This is a genomic window from Variovorax sp. UC122_21, from assembly GCF_044056785.1.
Taxonomy (GTDB): Bacteria; Pseudomonadota; Gammaproteobacteria; order Burkholderiales; family Burkholderiaceae_C; genus Variovorax.
In genome coordinates this window covers 793,662-810,875 of the sequence record NZ_CP172003.1, presented here as the reverse complement: position 1 = coordinate 810,875, position 17,214 = coordinate 793,662, and the positions used below count along the sequence as shown (strand labels likewise).

At 71.4% G+C, this 17,214-nt stretch carries 14 protein-coding genes; 7 read left to right on the top strand and 7 right to left on the bottom strand.

Translation table 11 applies throughout. The annotated features are described in order from the left end of the window. Positions 1 to 37: 37 nt before the first annotated feature. Together ACHMXE_RS04130 and ACHMXE_RS04125 are read right to left on the bottom strand one after the other, a co-directional pair. Positions 38 to 3,190 carry a PAS domain-containing protein gene (locus tag ACHMXE_RS04130; protein WP_395346974.1) on the bottom strand — a complete coding sequence of 1,051 codons (3,153 nt, stop codon included), beginning with the start codon at positions 3,188 to 3,190 and terminating at the stop codon, positions 38 to 40. A gap of 182 nt (positions 3,191 to 3,372) precedes the next feature. Beyond that, positions 3,373 to 4,260: a LysR substrate-binding domain-containing protein gene (locus ACHMXE_RS04125; RefSeq protein ID WP_395346973.1), complete on the bottom strand. Its 888-nt coding sequence runs from the start codon at positions 4,258 to 4,260 to the stop codon at positions 3,373 to 3,375. Positions 4,261 to 4,381: 121 nt separating this feature from the next. On the opposite strand from ACHMXE_RS04125, the gene ACHMXE_RS04120 reads away from it, so the two are divergent. From ACHMXE_RS04120 to ACHMXE_RS04090, 7 genes are read left to right on the top strand one after another with little or no spacing between them, the layout of a single operon-like run. After that, positions 4,382 to 5,389 carry a Bug family tripartite tricarboxylate transporter substrate binding protein gene (locus tag ACHMXE_RS04120; protein WP_395346972.1) on the top strand — a complete coding sequence of 336 codons (1,008 nt, stop codon included), beginning with the start codon at positions 4,382 to 4,384 and terminating at the stop codon, positions 5,387 to 5,389. Between the two features lie 10 nt (positions 5,390 to 5,399). Further along, positions 5,400 to 6,227 carry an alpha/beta fold hydrolase gene (locus ACHMXE_RS04115; protein ID WP_395346971.1) on the top strand — a complete coding sequence of 276 codons (828 nt, stop codon included), beginning with the start codon at positions 5,400 to 5,402 and terminating at the stop codon, positions 6,225 to 6,227. A 14-nt stretch (positions 6,228 to 6,241) separates the two neighbouring features. Next, on the top strand, positions 6,242 to 7,684 hold the full coding sequence (locus ACHMXE_RS04110) for an FAD-dependent oxidoreductase (RefSeq protein WP_395346970.1): 1,443 nt from the start codon (positions 6,242 to 6,244) through the stop codon (positions 7,682 to 7,684). Continuing rightward, positions 7,681 to 8,499 carry a sugar phosphate isomerase/epimerase family protein gene (locus tag ACHMXE_RS04105; RefSeq protein ID WP_395346969.1) on the top strand — a complete coding sequence of 273 codons (819 nt, stop codon included), beginning with the start codon at positions 7,681 to 7,683 and terminating at the stop codon, positions 8,497 to 8,499. Before ACHMXE_RS04110 ends, ACHMXE_RS04105 begins: the two co-directional genes overlap by 4 nt. Further along, positions 8,492 to 9,307 (top strand): shikimate dehydrogenase family protein, encoded by an 816-nt coding sequence (locus ACHMXE_RS04100; RefSeq protein ID WP_395346968.1) that lies wholly within the window; start codon positions 8,492 to 8,494, stop codon positions 9,305 to 9,307. Before ACHMXE_RS04105 ends, ACHMXE_RS04100 begins: the two co-directional genes overlap by 8 nt. Next, positions 9,304 to 10,194, top strand: a complete 891-nt coding sequence (locus ACHMXE_RS04095; RefSeq protein ID WP_395346966.1) for an alpha/beta fold hydrolase — start codon at positions 9,304 to 9,306, stop codon at positions 10,192 to 10,194. Before ACHMXE_RS04100 ends, ACHMXE_RS04095 begins: the two co-directional genes overlap by 4 nt. A gap of 35 nt (positions 10,195 to 10,229) precedes the next feature. Next, entirely contained in the window at positions 10,230 to 11,360 is a 1,131-nt protein-coding gene (locus tag ACHMXE_RS04090; protein WP_395346965.1) for an SMP-30/gluconolactonase/LRE family protein, read from the top strand. A gap of 16 nt (positions 11,361 to 11,376) precedes the next feature. On the opposite strand, the gene ACHMXE_RS04085 is transcribed toward ACHMXE_RS04090, so the two are convergent. The 5 genes from ACHMXE_RS04085 to ACHMXE_RS04065 form a co-directional block, all read right to left on the bottom strand. After that, positions 11,377 to 12,327 (bottom strand): AraC family transcriptional regulator, encoded by a 951-nt coding sequence (locus tag ACHMXE_RS04085; RefSeq protein WP_395346964.1) that lies wholly within the window; start codon positions 12,325 to 12,327, stop codon positions 11,377 to 11,379. Positions 12,328 to 12,435: 108 nt separating this feature from the next. Continuing rightward, on the bottom strand, positions 12,436 to 12,831 hold the full coding sequence (locus ACHMXE_RS04080) for a DUF4150 domain-containing protein (protein WP_093346393.1): 396 nt from the start codon (positions 12,829 to 12,831) through the stop codon (positions 12,436 to 12,438). Positions 12,832 to 12,838: 7 nt separating this feature from the next. After that, positions 12,839 to 13,468, bottom strand: a complete 630-nt coding sequence (locus tag ACHMXE_RS04075) for a DUF3540 domain-containing protein (RefSeq protein WP_395346963.1) — start codon at positions 13,466 to 13,468, stop codon at positions 12,839 to 12,841. 45 nt (positions 13,469 to 13,513) lie between these two features. Then, positions 13,514 to 14,566 (bottom strand): pentapeptide repeat-containing protein, encoded by a 1,053-nt coding sequence (locus ACHMXE_RS04070; RefSeq protein WP_395346962.1) that lies wholly within the window; start codon positions 14,564 to 14,566, stop codon positions 13,514 to 13,516. Beyond that, the gene (locus ACHMXE_RS04065; protein WP_395346960.1) at positions 14,563 to 17,211 is read right to left on the bottom strand and encodes a DUF2169 domain-containing protein; all 2,649 of its coding nucleotides are present in this window, start codon (positions 17,209 to 17,211) and stop codon (positions 14,563 to 14,565) included. Before ACHMXE_RS04065 ends, ACHMXE_RS04070 begins: the two co-directional genes overlap by 4 nt. Between the last annotated feature and the right edge of the window lie 3 nt (positions 17,212 to 17,214).

Here is a 17,214-nt window from a genome sequence, read left to right as displayed (position 1 = left end):
CTTGGCCACGGCGGCGCGCTGAACGCCGCCCGTGGCCTCAACTTTCCAATACCTCCCGCACCTTCACCGCCAGCGCCTCCAGCGTATAGGGCTTCCCGATCAGTTCCACCCCCGCATCGAGCACCCCGTTGTGCACCACCGCATTGCGCGTGTAGCCGGTGGTGAACAGGATCTTCACCGCGGGCCAGCGGCGGCGCACTTCCTCGGCGAGCCTGGCGCCGTTGACCTCGGGCATGACGACGTCGGTGAACAGCAGCGCGATCTCGGGATGGGCCTCGAGCTGGCGCAGGGCGGCGGCGGCGCCGTCGGCCTCCAGCACGCGGTAGCCGAGCTCGGTCAGCGCGTCGACGCTGAACTGGCGCACGGCCGGCTCGTCCTCCACCACCAGCACCACCTCCTGCATCTCGCCGAGCGGCACCTCGTCGGCGCGCTCGGCATCGGGATCTTCCGCACCGGTGCCGGCGAAGCGCGGCAGGTAGACCTTGACGGTGGTGCCGTGGCCGACCTCCGAATAGATCTTCACGTGGCCGCCGGTCTGCTTGACGAAGCCGTAGACCTGGCTCAGGCCGAGGCCGGTGCCCTTGCCGACGCCCTTGGTGGTGAAGAAAGGATCGAAGGCCTTGGCGATGACCTCCTCGCTCATGCCCATGCCGGTGTCGGTCACGGCGATCATCACGTACTGCCCCGAGGGCACGCCCAGGTGGGTGCTGGCGTAATGGCCGTCGAGGTGGGCGTTCTGGGTCTCGATGGTGAGGCGGCCGCCCTCGGGCATGGCGTCGCGCGCGTTCACCGCGAGGTTGAGGATGACGTTCTCGAGCTGGTTCGGGTCGGCGTGCGCGCGCCACAGGCCGCCGGCCAGCACGGTCTCGAGCTGCACCTCGGCGCCGAGCGCGCGGCGCAGCAGGTCGGACATGCCGGCCACCAGCTTGTTGGCGTCGATGGCCTCGGGCCGCAGCGGCTGCTGGCGCGAGAAGGCGAGCAGCCGCTGGGTCAGCACGGCGGCGCGGCGCGCGCCGTCCATGGCCGATTCGGTGTAGCGCTGGGCGCGCGGGTCGCTGTCGCCCATGCGGCGCTTGAGCAGCTCGAGCGAGCCCATGACCACGGCCAGCATGTTGTTGAAGTCGTGCGCGATGCCGCCGGTGAGCTGGCCCACGGCCTCCATCTTCTGCGACTGGTGCAGCCGCTCGTGCGCCAGCTCGAGCTCGGCGGTGCGCGCCTTCACGCGCTCCTCGAGCTGGGTGTTGGCATGCTGCACGGCATCGAACAGCCGCGCGTTGTCGATCGCGATCGCGGCCTGCGCGGCCAGGCCGACCATCACGCGTTCCGAGCGCTCGCTGAACATGCCGGTCTGCACATGGCCGAAGAACAGCCCGCCGATGACCTCGCCCGAGCGCGAGACCACGGGCACGGCGAGGTAGCTGCGCACCGGCAGATGCCCCTTGGGCATGCCCTTGTTGGGCGGGTTCTGCGCGTAGCGCGGGTCCTGCAGGATGTCGTCCGAGCGGATCACGCCCTCGCCGCGGAAGGTGGGCGCGAACACGGGCGTGGCGCGCGGCATGCCGAAGTTCTCGAAGGCGGCGCGGTCGGCGCCCGAGAGCGAATAGAGCATGTAGCGCTCGCCGGCATCGTCGAGCACGTTGTAGAAGAAGGCGCCGAAGCTCGCGCCCGTGAGCTCCACGCCCGCGTCGACCACGTGCTGCACCAGCTTCTGCAGGTCGAGCTCGGCGGCGATCTGCGCGCCGGTGCCGTTGATGATCTCCAGCGTCTGCGTCTCCATCGCGAGCCGGTCGCGGCTGTCGCGCAGCCGCGCCTCGACGCGCGCGCGCTCGGCCGCGTCCCAGGTGCGCTCGGCGGTCAGCTCGGCCAGCTCGATCTCGTGCGGCGTCCACGGCCTGGGCGCGGCTTCGTGCAGGTAGAACACGGCCCGCAGCGCGCCCGCGCGCAGCAGCGGCACCACGACCAACGCGCGCGTGCCGATGCTCTCCCAGGTGTCGGCATACGCGCCGCCCGCGCGCGCATCGGCGCGGAAATCCGCGATGACGAGCGTGCGGCCGGCCTTGAGCTCGGCGACCACCTCGGGGCCGAAGCCGTCGAGCACGCGCGACTCGCCCGCGAGGCTGGGCAGGTCGCCGGCACTCCAGTCGCGCGCCACGATCACGTGCTTCTGCGTGGCATCGACCACGCCATAGCCCGCGCGCCCCACTGCGAGATGGCGGCCCAGCAGTTCGGCGGCGGCGCGGGTCACGGCCACCGGGTCGGCCAGGTCGCGCACCGTGTCGCTGAGCTTGAGCAGGAAGCGCTCGCGCTCCTCCACGGCCTTTCGCTCCGAGATGTCGCGGTAGAAGATCGCGAGTCCGTCGGCCGAGGGATAGGCGCGCATCTCGATCCAGGCGCTGCGCCCGCTGGGCCAGGTGTAGAAGTGCTCGATCTCGACGCGCCGGCGCTCGCTCATCGCCTGGCGGTAGAGCCGGCCGAAGGCGCTGTCGATCGTGCCCGGCCAGGCCTCCCACAGGGTGCGGCCGAGGATCTCCTCGCGCGAGCGCGTCTCCAGCCGCATGCCCTCGGCGTTGATGGCCAGCACGCGGTACTCGGCATCGACCAGCACGAAGCCCTCGGCCATGCCCTCGAGCACGCCGTTGGCGCGCGCCTCGCTCTCGCGCAGCGCGGCCTCGGCATGCACGCGCTCGGTGGTCTCGATGACGATCGCCAGCACGCCGGCCGGGCGGCCGCTCTCGTCGAGCACCGGGGAGTAGTCGAGGTTCATCCATACCGGCTCGGGTTTGCCGTGGCGGTGCAGCACCAGCTCCTGGTCCTTGAAGGCCAGGGTGCCGCCGGCCAGGCCGACCTTCATCACGTGGTCGTTGAAGTCGGCCACCTCGGGCCAGCCCTGGCGCACCTCGGAGCCCAGCAACTGCGGATGGCGTCCGCCCGCGAACACCGAGTAGGCGTCGTTGTAGATCATGAAGCCAAGCTCGCCCCACAGCATCACGATCGGCACGGGCGAGCGCAGCAGCAGGCTGGTCGCGGTCCGCAGGCTCTGCGGCCAGGTGGCGATCGGGCCGAGCGAGGTGCGCTCCCAGGGGAAGTCGCGCACCAGGCGGCCCAGTTCGCCGCCGCCTTCCAGGAAGGCCAGGTGCGTGCGTTCTCCTTCGTCGTCCGTTCGCTGCGTGTTGCCGGAACCGTCCATCATTGCCTGTGCCTTTCGTGGGCGAGCCGCAGCCTCGCCGTCGCCGTCGCCGTCGCCTCGCCGGGCGGAAATGCCGGCAAATATAGAGGGGCGCGGTGCCAGCGGGAAGTCAGCGGGGTTCAGCCCGTGCCGAGGGGCAGCCGCTGACAGGGCGGAAGGACCGGGGCTGTCCGCCCGGGCCTCGTTCAACGCCGCGACTTGCGCAGCCGATGGATCAGGAAGGCCTCGAGCAGTTCGGTCGCCTTGCGCCCCGGCAGCGGCGCGGTGGCCAGCCAGGCCTCGGACTCGGGCAAGGCGGGCAGGCCTTCCTTGGCCCCGAGGATGCGCAGCCGCTTGGAGATCGTGGCCTCGCGGAACACGCCCACCGCGATGCCGGCACGCACCGCCGCTTCGAGCCCGGTGACGGTGGTGCTGGTGTAGGCGATGCGCCAGGCGATGCCGGCACGGTCGAGCGCATGGGTGGCCCAGTCGCGCAGCATCGCGCCCTCGGGATTGAGCGCCAGCGGCAGCGGCCGCTGCAGATGCGTCGACGAGCCCGGCGCGGCGGCCCAGACGATGCGCGACTTCGACAGCGGCAGCCCCTCGCCCGAACCGACCGGGCCGATGCCGATGACCAGGTCGTAGCGCGCGCCCAGCTCCGCATGCATCAGCGACGACACACCGTGCTGCAGCTCGACGTGGATGCGCGGGTGCAGCCGGCAGAACTCGGCGATCAGCGCCGGCAGCACGCGCGTGGCGTAGTGCTCGATCGAGCCCAGGCGCACGCTGCCCGAGACCTCTTGCGCATCGACGTCGCGAAACAGCTGGTCGTTGAGCCGCAGCATCTGGCGCGCCAGCGGCAACAGCTGCAGCCCCTCGGCCGTGGGCACCAGCTTGCGGCTGCCGCGCTCCACCAGCTGCACGCCGAGCTGCTCCTCGAGCCGGCGCATCTGCATGCTGACCGCCGACTGCGTGCGCGACAGCGCCTTGGCCGCGGTGGTGAAGCTGCCGATGCGCACCAGCGTGTCGAACACGCGCAGCAGGTCGATGTCGGCTGTGTGGCTGCGCGGGGCGGGGGTGTTCGGGCGGGGCATGGTCCCCGATTCAATCACGGAACGTGATGGAAGCGATCATCAAACATCACGTTCCGAGCTGGATCGCAGGTCAAGAATGAAGCCTCACGGGACCCATGAGCCCGAACAGGAGACCGCATCCATGCATCACCCCTCGTTCTTCTCGCCGCCGCGGCGGCGCCTGCTGCAGGGCGCGCTCGCGGCCTCGGTCGTGCCCGCCTGGGTGCGGCCGGCGCGGGCCGCGGCGCCCTGGCCGCAGAAGCCCGTGCGGCTGGTCGTCGGCTTTCCGCCGGGCTCCTCGCCCGACGCGCTGGCGCGCACCGTCGCCGATCCGCTGGCGCAGGCGCTGGGCCAGGCGGTGATCGTCGAGAACAAGGTCGGCGCCGCCGGCACCATCGGCGTGACCGCGGTGGCCCGGGCCACCGACGGCCACACCATCGGCCTGACCGGCAACGGCCCGTTGACCACCGCGAAGCTGCTGAACCCCGCCGTGCCCTACGACGTGGCGCGCGACCTGCGGCCGATCTCGCTGGTGGGCAGCAGCCCCTTCGTGCTGGCCGGCAGCACCGACATGCCCGCCACCGATCTGCGCGGCCTGCTGGCGCATGCGCGCTCGCGCGGCGACCGGCTCAGCTACGGCTCGGTCGGGCCGGGCTCGGGCTCGCACCTCGCGATGGAACTGCTCAAGACGCTGAGCGGCATCCAGGCGGTGCACGTGCCGTTTCCGGGCTTTCCGCAGGTGGCGACCGCGCTGATGGGCCAGCAGATCGACCTGTCGTTCATGATCCCGTCGATCGCCGTGCCGCAGGCGCGCAACGGGCGGCTGCGGCTCTATGGCGTCAGCACCGCGGCGCCGTTCCCGGCCGTCGCGGACCTGCCGCCGCTGCAGTCGGCGCTGGCGGCCGGCCAGTCCTTCGACGTGGCCTCGTGGAACGCGATCTTCGGCCCCGCGAGCCTGCCGGCGCCGGTGGCGCAGCGGCTGTCGGAAGAGATCGCGCGCATCCTCAAGGCGCCCGAGGTGCGGCAGCGGCTGTTCGACCAGGGCTGGCAGGCGCTGGGCACCGCGCCCGAGGCGCTCACGCGCACCATCGCCCAGGACACGGCGATGTGGGGCGGCGTGATCCAGCGCACCGGCGTGCGCGGCGAATGAGGGGCCGCGCATGAAACGCCGACACCTCCTCTCGGGCGCGGCCGGCATCGCCGGTGCCAGCCTTGCATCCGTCGCCATCGCGCAGCCGACGCGCACTGCACAACCCTCGACCTTCGTGCTCGTGCACGGCGCCTGGCATGGCGGCTGGTGCTGGGCGCGCGTGGCGGCGCGGCTGCGCGAACGCGGCCACGCGGTGTTCACGCCCACGCTCACCGGCCTCGGCGAGCGACGCCACCTGATCTCGCCGCAGGTCAACCTCGACACGCATGTGGAAGACGTCGTCAACCTGCTGCAGTTCGAGGAACTCGAGCGCGTGGTGCTGGTGGGCCACAGCTACGCGGGCATCGTGATCTCGGGCGTGGCCGACCGCGTGCCGCAGCGGCTGCGCCAGCTCGTCTACCTCGATGCCTTGCTGCTCGAGCCCGGCAAGAGCCTGTTCTCGGACTTCCCGCCGGCCGTGGTCGAGCAACGCCTGAAGGCCATCCGCGAGACGGGCGGCGGCGTGGGCGCGGCCGCCGCGCTGCCGCCCTCGGCCTTCGGCGTGAAGGACCCGGCCGATGCCGCCTGGGTCACGCGCCACCTCACGCCGCAGCCCGTGGGCACCTACCTGCAGCCGCTGCTGCTGAACGCTCCGCTGGGCAACGGCCTGCCCAAGACCTACATCGAGTGCACGGGCGACCCGATCGCCACGCTCGAACCCACCAAGGCGCGCGTGCGCGCCGATGCGGGCTGGCGGCTGCGCACGCTGGCCACCGGGCACGACGCCATGGTCACCGCGCCCGCCGCGCTGACCGAACTGCTGACCGATCTCGCGGCCTCGGCCGCTTCTTCCTCCTGAATGAAAGCCTCGCGATGGGAACCCTGACCCCCGAAGAACGCCATTTTTTCCGCTCCGACGTGCACGCACGCCAGGGCGAGCGCCGCACGCGCCAGTCGCATGGCCACATCACCGAGCCGGCGCGCCAGGTGCCGGTGCACGAGCGCTGCGACGTGCTGGTGCTCGGCGGCGGTCCGTCGGGCGTGGCGGCGGCCGTGGCCGCGGCGCGCAGCGGTGCGCGCACGGTGCTGCTCGAGCGCTACAACCACCTGGGCGGCCTGTCGACCGGCGGCCTCGTGATCTGGATCGACCGCATGAGCGACTGGTCGGGCCGGCACGTGATCCAGGGCCTGGCGGCCGAGTTCATGGACCGCCTGGGCCGCGACGCGGTCGCGGGCCCGCCGCGCGAGGACTGGGGTTCGCGCGACGTCGCCAAGGCCGAGCACTGGTCGCTGCGCACCGCGGCCTTCCATGGCGTGGTGACCCATTCGCCGACCATCGACCCCGAGATGCTCAAGGGCGTCTACCACCAGATGGTGCGCGAGGCCGGCGTCGACCTGATCCTGCATGGCTGGATGGTCGCGCCGATCGCCGAGGCCGGGCGCGTGACCGGCGCCGTGTTCGAGAGCAAGCAGGGCCGGCGCGCCATCCTCGCGCGCGTGGTGGTCGACACCACGGGCGAGGGCGATCTCTATGCCGCCGCGGGCGCGGCCTTCTCGTCCGACATCGACGCGCACGACATCCATCACTGCATCAACACCTCGTGGCTGTTCGCGGGCGTCGACATGCGGCGCTGGCTCGACTTCCGCGCGCACCAGCCGCAGGCCTATTCGGCGCTGCTGGCTCGAGGGCGCGAGACGCTGGGCAGCTTCGAGAAGCCCATCGTCTCCTGGCGCGACGACGTCGCCACCTTCCTCGGTCCGCGCAAGTCGGGCTTCAGCGCGCTCGACGTCGACGAGATGACGCAGGTCGAATGGGAGTCGCGCCGCAGCATGGCCGAGCACCTGGCCTTCTACCGCGCGCACGCGCCGGGTTTCGAGCAGGCCTGGACTATGCTGATGGCGCCGCAGATCGGCACCCGGCATGGCCGGCGGCTCGCGGGCGTCAAGAGCGTGCGGCGCGCGGACTGGGACGCGGGCGCGGTCGAGGCCGACGAGATCGGCATCAGCCCCAGTCCTTCGCCGAAGTTTCCGAACATCTCGGTGCCCTATGGCGCGCTGGTGCCCGAGCGGCTCGACGGCGTGCTCGCCGCGGGCAAGCACATCTCGTGCGACACCAACTCGCACGGCTTCATGCGCGAGATCCCGCAATGCTGGCTCACGGGCCAGGCGGCAGGCACCGCGGCCGCACTCGCCGCCGACGCGGGCGTGCTGCCGCGCGAGGTCGACGTGGGCCGGCTGCAGTCGTTGCTGATCGCACAGGGCGTGCCGCTGCGCCAGACCGCGCCGGTGGCATCGGAAGCGCAGGCGACCGCATGAGCTTCCGGCTCGCACTGGCCCATCTCGGCATGCTCGATGCGGCGCCGCCGCGGCTGGTCGAGGCCGCGCATGCGGCGGGCTTCTCGGGCGTCGGCATCCGTTTGCTGCCCGCGCGCCTCGGCGAGGCACCGTTTCCGATGGCCGTGGGCGGCGCGATGCTGCGCGAGACGCTGGCGCGACTGAGCGACCTGGGCATGGCGGTGCACGACATCGAGATCGCGCGCATCAAGCCGGACTTCGATGCCACGGTACTGGCCGGCGTCCTCGAGTCGGCGCAGGCATTGGGCGCGCGCTGCCTCATGGTCAATGTCGACGATGCCGACCTCGCGCGCGCCGCCGACGGCATCGCCGCGCTGGCCGAACGGGCGCGGCCGCACGGGCTGTCGCTCGGCGTCGAGTTCATGGTCTACACCGCCGCGCGCAGCCTGGCCGATGCGCAGCGGCTGGTGGCCGCGGTGCCGGGGTCCGATGCGCGCATCGTGGTCGACGCCTTGCATTTCTGCCGCGCCGGCTGCGAGCCTGCGCAGATGCAGGGCGAGCGCATCGACCGCGGCTTCATGCAGATCAACGACGCGCCCGCGCAGCGCCACCCGGGCCTCTCGCCCGCCGAGGAAGGCCGCGCCCACCGGCTGTTTCCGGGCGAGGGCGCGCTGCCGCTGGCCGCGCTGCTCGCCTCCCTGGCCGGCGACGCGTTGCTGTCGGTCGAAGCGCCCAGCGCCATCCGCATGGCCACGATGGATCCGCATGCGCGCGCCGCGGCCGCCCATCGCGCCACCACGTCATTCCTGCAACGAAACGGCTTCGCCCATGCCTGACACCCCCCTCGACTGGAACGGCCTCAAGCTCGACGGCAGCACCGCCGTGCTCGGCATCATCGGCGACCCGATCGCGCAGGTGAAGGCGCCGCTGCCGCTGACGCAACGCCTGCAGCGGCGCGGCCTCAACGCCGTGCTGGTGCCGCTGCATGTGCGCACCGACGACGTGGCGCCGCTGCTTCACAGCCTGCATGCCGTACGCAACCTCGCGGGCATCGTCGTCACCGTGCCGCACAAGCAGCAGGTGGCGTCATTACCGATCGAACTGATGCGCGCGGCGCGCGAAGCCCGCGCCGTGAACGTGCTGCGCCGCCATGGCCAGGGCTGGCAGGGCGAGCTGCTCGATGGCGCCGGTTTTCTCGCGGGGCTGGTGCGCAACGGCTTCGAGGTGCGGGGCCGCAGCGTCGGTCTCGCGGGCGCCGGTGGCGCGGGCAATGCGATCGCCTTCGCGCTCGCCGCCGCGGGTGCGGCATCCATCGACATCCGCGATGCCGACGATGTGAAGCGCGCCGATCTCGTCGCGCGGTTGCGTGCATCGGGCTGCAACGCCGGCGCATGGGATGGCGAGAGCCCGCGCGACCTGCTCGTCAACGCCACGCCCGCCGGCATGCGCGCGGACGACCCCTTGCCGATCGCGCCCTCGGCGATCCGCGCGGGCCAGACGGTGGCCGACGTGATCATGGAGCCGCCCACCACCGCGCTGCTCGCGCTCGCCGAATCCATGGGTGCGCGCATCGTGCATGGCCGCCACATGATGGACGAGCAGCTCGAGGCCATGGCCGACTTCTTCGCCGAGGTGCTGCGATGAGCGCGCCTTTCTTCCCCGGTTTCGAGGCGCGCTCCATCGAACTCGGCGATGCGCAAATCCACGTCGAAGTCGGCGGCAGCGGACCACCGCTACTGCTCTTGCATGGCTACCCGCAGACGCATGTGGCCTGGCACCGCGTCGCGCCCGTGCTCGCGCGGCATTTCACCGTGGTCGCGCCCGACCTGCGCGGCTATGGCGACAGCACCGGGCCCGCCGGCGATCCGCTGCACCTCAACCACTGCAAGCGCACGCTGGCCGCCGACAACCTTGCGCTGATGCGCGCGCTGGGCTTCGAGCGCTTCGCCGTCATGGCCCACGACCGCGGCGCGCGCGTGGGCTACCGGCTCGCGCTCGACACGCCCGAAGCCGTGCGCTGCTTCGTCTCGCTCACCGTGATTCCCACCGAGGAGATGTGGAAGCGCGCCGGCATGGCCTTCGGGCTCAAGGCCTTCCACTGGTACCTGTTCGCGCAGCCCTTCGACCTGCCCGAGCGCATGCTGCGCGCCGATCCCGCCCACTACCTCGACTGGACCCTGCGCAACATGGTGCAGAAGGTCGACGCCGTCACGCCCGAGGCGCTGGCCGAGTACCACCGCGCCTTCGCGAAGGAATCGGTGCGCCACGCGATGCTCGAGGACTACCGCGCCGCCGCGTCGATCGACCTGCAACACGACCGCGAGGACCTCGCGGCCGGCCGTCGCCTGGCCTGCCCGGTGCAGGTGCTGTGGAGCGCGTCGAACACCGCGCGGCCCGACCCGGCCGACGTCTGGAAGACCTGGGCCCATACCGTGGAGGGCGGTACCGTCGACTGCGGCCACCTGATGGCCGAGGAGGCGCCCGACGAGGTGCTGGCACACGTGCTGCCGTTCCTGCGGCGCCACGCCTGAATGGCGCACCCGGATTCACGAAGGAGAAGCCGACCATGAGAGACAAGACCTTGCGTTCGCGCCTGCTGGCGCCCCTGTGCATCGCGCTGGCGCTGTTGCAATCCACCGTGGCGCACGCCCAGTCCCAGCCACCCGTGCGCCTGAGCGGCCTGCAGGACGCGGCGCTCGCGCGCCAGCAGGAGTTCTTTCCATCGACCGCGTTCGAGACCGTGCATGCGGGCGGCTGCGGCGTGATGGAGGGCATCGCCACCGCATCGGACGGCAGCGTCTATTTCACCGAGATCACACGCTCGGTCGGCTGCAGCGACGCCAGGGGCGTGCAGGGCGGCCGCATCTGGGTGATTCCACCGGGCGGGCGGCCGCGCGTGTTCCGTGAGCCCAGCAACATGGCGGCGGGCCTGGCCATCGATGCGCAGGACCGCCTGGTGGTGGCCGAGGGCGCCGACTTCGGCGGTCGCCGCGTGTCGGTGACCGACCTGCGCAGCGGCGACTACCGCGTGGTCGCCTACTTCCACGACAACCGGCAGCTCAATGCGCCCAACGACGTGGCCATCGACAGCGCGGGCCGCATCTATTTCTCCGACCTGCGGCTGTTCGGCCCCGAGACCATCGAGCAGCGCATCCATGCCGTCTACCGGCTCGATCCGCCGGCCGCGGGCAGTGGCGCCAAGGGCCTGTGGCCCATCGCCCGCATCCTCGGCGACAACGCCAAGGTCAACGGCGTCGAGCTCTCGCCCGACGGGCGCACGCTCTACGCGGGCCTGTGCGACCCCGGTACCAACGCGCTCGGCGAGCAGGGCCCGGCCCCGCTCGACCGCACCGGCTCGGGCGGCCTGCTGGCCTATACGCTCGATGCCGCGGGCCAGCCCGGTGCGCCGCGCGTGCTGCTCGATCTCGAGAAGGCCGGCTGCGTCGACGGCATGGCCACCGACACCGAGGGCAACGTCTACCTCGCGCTGCCGTCCTCGCCCGGCGGGCCGGGCCTCTACGTGCTCACGCCCGCGGGCCAGCTCGTGGCGCGGCTGGTGCTGCCGAATCGCGAGAGCCCGGTGAACGTGGGCTTCGGACGCGGCGCCGAGGCGAACATGCTGTACGTGGCGACGGTGGGCGTGGGCAAGGTCTACCGGCTGCGCGTGGGCAAGAGCGGGTCGGCACCCGCGCCCTGAGACCGCGAAGCCCTCGTCAGGACTGCGCCTGGCCGCGCGGCCGCATGCCGGTGGCGCGCTTGAACGAGCGCGAGAGCGCAAGCCCGTTCGAGTAGCCCACCTGCTGCGCCACCTGGTCGAGCGTGAGCCGCTGTTCCTTCAGCAGCCGCGCGGCGATGCGCATGCGCGTGCGGAAGAGATAGCGCAGCGGCGGCAGTCCGAACTGCTGGCTGAAGCGCGAAGCGAAGGCGCTGCGGCTCAGGTGGCACAGCGCCGCCAGCGCATCGACGGTCCAGTTGCGCGCCGGATGTTCGTGCATCGCAAGCACGGCCGTCGAGAGCTGGCGATCGCGGCGTCCGGGCGCAGCCTCCAGTCCCACCGCATGGGCCGGATCGGCGAAGTGGCGCGACAGCAGCATGCGCAGGATGCCGTTGATCGAAGGCCCCATCGCCATCGCATTGCCGGCGTCGAGGTCGGAGATCCAGCGCACCCAGTCGACCACGCGCGCATCCCCGGCGCCTTCGCCGGCCTTGCAACGCACCACCTCGGGCAGCAGCGCCATCAGCGGGTGTTCCATCAGGGCACTGGTCTCGAAGAAGCTGCCCGCAACGAGCGCGTCGTGCTCGGAGCCCACCGCATAGACACCGTGGCGGTTGCGAAAGCCCGCGCGAACCAGGTCCTCGATGCCGCGCGGCACGACCTGTTCGTCGCGAAACACGAGGTGCGCGCCGCCGCGCGGCAGGAACAGGATGTCGCCCTTGTTCGCGAGATGAACCCCGTCGGCCGTCCGCACGCGCCAGCCGTCGTCGCAGAACACGTACAGCGGCGCATGCGAGCGGCTGCGGACCTCGACCGCGTCGTTCTTCGCGCAGCGGTACTGGAAGCTCAGCATCGGCTCGAACCACAGGCGTGCGATGAGCCGTTCGGTGTCGGGCGCGGTCTCGTGCGGGTTCGCGTGGCGGTGCCCGCGCTTGAAGGTCTTCGACATGCCGGGGAGAGATCGGAAAACAGCGCATGCTAGTGATCGCACGCCGCTTTGACACTCCGCCGGAGGTCCTAAGGCGCCCCTTGCCGCGTTGGCCATTGGCGATAGGCCTTAGGGTGCGAGGATCAGCACCAGCGTCTGGCTCGGAGCGATGCGCGCGCCCATGGCGTTGGTGCTGTTCTGCATGGTAGTGCTGGTGAGGCGGGTGGCGGGCATGCCGTGGTAGAGAACGGTGGTGGACCCGGTCGTATGGCGGCTCGGCCCCATCACCGTGCCCGAGGCCACGCCGAGCAGCACGCCCGCGTTGTCGCCGTTGGTCATGGGGATGGTGGTGGCCATGTTGTGGACCGGGCCGCCCATGATCAGCACGGTCGGGCAGTTCGGTATGGCCATCGGTCCCATCGCGATGTTGGGGTAGGGCACCGGGATCGGCGACGGCGCGGCCGGCGTCATGCAGACGTCGGGAAAGGCCATGTCGGTGCCCATGAGCTGGCAGTTCGAGAACATCGCGGCCTCACCCGAAGTGGATCTGGCCGCCGCGCGCCTTGACCAGCTTCTCGCCGTCGATCAGCGTGTGTTCCGAGCTGATGCGCAGCAAGGTGTCGGCCTCCTGCTCGAGGTGTTCCGCATGGACGCGGTCCAGTCCCTCGGTGCGCCGCAGGTAGCTGCGGCTGAAATGGCTGACCCGGTCGAACACGCTGTGGAGCATGGCGCCGACGAACCGCACCTGTCGGCTCATGAGGCTCATGCGCTCGCCGACGAACAGCGTCTCGTCGGCCGTGAACTCGACGCTGCGCGAGCGGACCGCGAGGCGCGGGCTGTCGATGCGCACATCCGCGCCCGCGATCGCGAGTCCGCCGCCGACTTCGAGCCGCGCCGGCCCGTCGCAATGCCAGGTCTGCGGCGTGCCCTCCGCGCGGTCGAGCACCGCGGTGATCCACCATTCGCCGATCGCCACGCGCATGCAGGCGACGCTGTCGCCGACCTCGGGGCGCAGCAGGCAGCTGGCGGCGCGTCGCGCCCGATGGCTCGCACCGGCATCGGCCACGGTCCAGCCGTCGGGCAGCGCGGCGGTGACGATCGCCACGAAGGCCTCGGCGCGGGTGGAAGGGGCGAGGCGCTCGAGCGCCGGCAGGTTCGACATGGTGTCCGTGCTTTCGTCTTCTTCTTGGCGGTGGGGAGGGTGCGTTCAGGCCGCGACCGGCCGCCAGGCATCGGCCCGCGCGCGGTCTTCGTCGATCTCGATGGCGCGCGCCCGGTCGGACAGTTGCGCATCGTCTGTGCGGGCGCCATGCAGCATCGCGCGCAAGAGCGTCGCGCCGCGTGCATCCACGCCGCAGAGGTCGGCGCCGCTGAAGTCTGCATGGCTCAGGTCGGCATCGCGCAGCGACGCGCGCTGCAGTCGCGCGTCGGCGAAATGGCACTGGTGCAGGTTGGCGGCATCGAAGCGCGCGCCCGGCAGCGTGGCGCCGGTGAACAGGGCCTGCGACAGATGGGCCCCGGCGAAAAGGACGCCGCTGCCGGACGCGCCGCAGAAGATCGCCTGGGGCGCGCGGACGCGCGTGAAGTCGGCGTCGTCGAGTCGAGCGTGCATGAAGTTGCACTGCGCGAGCGCGACCTCGCGGAAGTCGGCACCCGAGAGGCGCGCCTCGTTGAACTGGCAGGCCTCGAGCGCGAGCCCGCGGAACGACTTGCGCTCCAGGCCGGTCCTGTGGAAGGTGACCCGCCGCAGCGTCGCGCGCTCCCAGGTCAGCCGCGACGCATCGCATTCGATCATCGCCGCATGCTCCCAGTGCGTGTCGTCGGCGTTCACGTCGACCAGGCTGCAGCTGCTGAAGCTGCTCGACTGCAGTCCCGCGCCCGCCATGCCCGCATGGTCGAGCGTGCAGCGCGTGAAGGTGGCCATCGCGAGCGCGGCACCCGAGAGCTGGGCATGCGTCGCGCGGCATTCGGAGAACACGGCGCCCTGCAGGTTGGCGTCGCGAAAGTCCGCATGGTCGATCTCGCACTGGTTGAAGACCGTGCGGCGCAGGTTGGCGCCGCCGAACAGCACGCCGCGCAGGTCGCAGCGATCGAACACGCATTCGCGCGCATCGGCGCCACGCAGGTCCGCCTCGTTCAGCTGGCTGCGCGAGAAGACACCGCCCGCCACGCGGGCGCCCGCATAGGCGCCCTTGCGGAAGTCCTTGCCCTCCAGGGTCTCGCCGAACAGGATCGCGATGCCCAGCAGCGTGGCGTTCATGCGGGCTGCTCCAGGGCCTGTGCGCGTGCGTGCGCCTGACGCGCGGCCGCCGCCTGCTGCTCGGGCGTCAGTCGCGGATAGGTTCGTGCGCGCGTCAACAAGGCCCCGTCGAAGCGGGCGTCGGCGTCGAGCTGAATGCGCGACAGGTCGGCCCCGAACAGGTTGGCGTTGCGCAGGTCGCAGCCGCGCAGGTCGGCATGCTGCAGGATCGCCTCGCGCAGGTTCGCGCCCGAGAGCCTGGCACCGGCCCAGCGCGAACGCGAGAGCATCGCGCCGCGCGCGCTGAGGAGTTCGGCATCGCAGTGCTCGAAGCAGGCGCCCGCGAGGTGGGCGCCGTCGAGCACGGCGCTCGTGAGCCGGGCCGCGCCCAGATCGCAGTCCGCCAGATTGGCGCCGTCGAGCCGGGCGTCCGACAGGTCCGCGCCGCGCAGCACGCAGGACTGCACGAAGGTGGCACCGGACAGGTTCGCACCCGCGAGGCGGGCGTCGTCGAGGCGGCATCCGACGAAGGTGCTGCCCGTGAAGACCGCATCGCGCGCGCTCAGGCCCTCGAGGCGGCATTCGAGAAACTGGCAGCCGGCCAGCCGCGCGCCATCGAGCACCAGGCCCCGCAGGTCGAGCTTGTGGAACAGCAGGCCGGCACCGCGCGCGCCGCTCCAGTCGGCCGGTCCCCAGCTGGTGTCCATCGATTGCAGGTTGTCGATGACGGCCTCGCGCAACTGCGTGGCGGCAAGCGCCGTGCCGCCGAGCTGCGCGCCCGTGAGGTCGGCGCGGTCGAACACCGCGTTCGCGAGCCGCGCGCCGCCGAGGTTGCTGCCCTGGAGCTGCGCCTCGATGGCCACCGCACCTTCGAGGCAGGCGTGCGAGAGGACGCACAGGCGCAGCACCGCGCCCGTCAGGTTGGCGTTCGTGAGGTTCGCGCTCTCGAGCCAGGAACCCGTCATGTCGACGCCGCGCAGGTCGAGGTTCGACAGGTCGACGCCGGTCAGGTCGAAGCCCAGCCAGCGCCGGAAGCCGTGCGCCAGCATCCATTGCAGCTCGCGCCGGCGTTCGGCCGCCTGCTCCGCCGGCAGCGGATCCATTGGCGGCTGGTGATGCGCCGATTGCAGGTAGTTCGAACGCGCAACGGCTTCCGCCTGCTGCAGCCGGGGCACGAAGGCATTGCGGTCGAAGGCCTTGCCGGCGCCGGCATGGGCCGATTCGAGGCGCGCGAGTTCGTCACGCGCGCTGAACCGCGGCGGCCCGCGGTGCTGCGCCTGCTTCAGGTCGACCCGGTGTTTCTGCGCGAATTCCCTGGCGTTCTCGAGCAACGTGACCGTGTCCTCCAGGGCGGCCCACTCCTGGGCCTCCATGTCCTTGATCGTGCGTTCGATGAAGGCGGGCATCTCCTCGGGTTTGGGCGGCTGCTGGCGCGGCGGCAGCCGAAGTCCCAGCGCATCGGGATCCTTGCCCTGGGTGCGCACCTGGTCCCGTGCCATCTCGACGTCGATCGCGGCGCGGCGGTACTGCGCGTCCTCCTGAAGCCCGTCGGGGCGCAGCGCGGCCTGCGCGGCTTCGGTGGCAGGGTCGGCGGTGTCGATGCCCGGCGGCAGCAGCGCGCTGTCGTCGAGCGCATGGAGCGCGGCATGCCTGCCGGTGGCGCGCTTGTTCAGCGTGTCGAGGTAGTGCTGCGGATCGCGCGGCTCGTCGATGCGCTCGACCGCGCCGAGCAGGCGCGTGATGTCGCAGGCATCGTCGCGCGTGGTCTGCGCCAGCCCGTGAAAGACCAGCACCAGCCGTTCGGCATGCGGAAAGCACCAGACGGTGGTGAGCTGCATCGGGATCTCGTCGAGCGTCGCGGGCTCGCCGCTTCCCTGGTCCGGCGCGCGGCCCGCGAACACACGCACGCGCAGGCCCGGCAGGCGACCCGCGACGTAGGGCCGGTCGGGATGCATGTGATCGAAGGCGAAGTCCTCGTCGCCCTTCAGCGGTGCATCGAACCATTGATCCTGGCTCGCGAGATTGAAGAAGCGCCAATCGGTATCGGGCGCGAACCCGGGCGCATGCCGTGTGAGCCAGTCCTCGTCGTAGGTGCCGCGCCAGGCCGTGCGCTGCGGATGCGTCAGATCGAGCGGACCGAAGGCCGCCGGCGCGATGGCCTGGTCGATCTCGAGCAGGCGATCGTGCGGCAGTTCGAGGTGCGGCAGGGCGCGAATGCCTTCGAGCACCGCGCGGCCCTTGCCCCGCGGATTCGCCGGGTGATCGGGGCCGCCATAGGCATGGGCCCAGTCGAGCGGAATCTTCGAGAACGGCAACGGCGCCGTGGGGTCGCGCCCTTCCCATCGACGCTCGCCGAAGACCAGCACGGTCTTCTCCCGCTGGCCGATGCGTGCGCGCACCGCGACGGCGCGCGTGTCCACCGCGGGCGCGTAGGCATGGCCATGGACCAGGAATTCGGGATGCAGCTTCGCGATGCCTTCGTCGATGACGGGCGACGCCATCTCCTTGGCCAGGAAGTCCCACATCGATTGCTCGGCCCAGAGCGTACCGCGCTCGGCCTGGGCGAAGGGGACATGGAGGTAGCCGGAGACGCTGAGGCCGAAGCGGTGGCGGAACTCCATGGGGCGGAAGGACAGGCCCAGGGATTGGGGCTTGATGATGTGCATGGT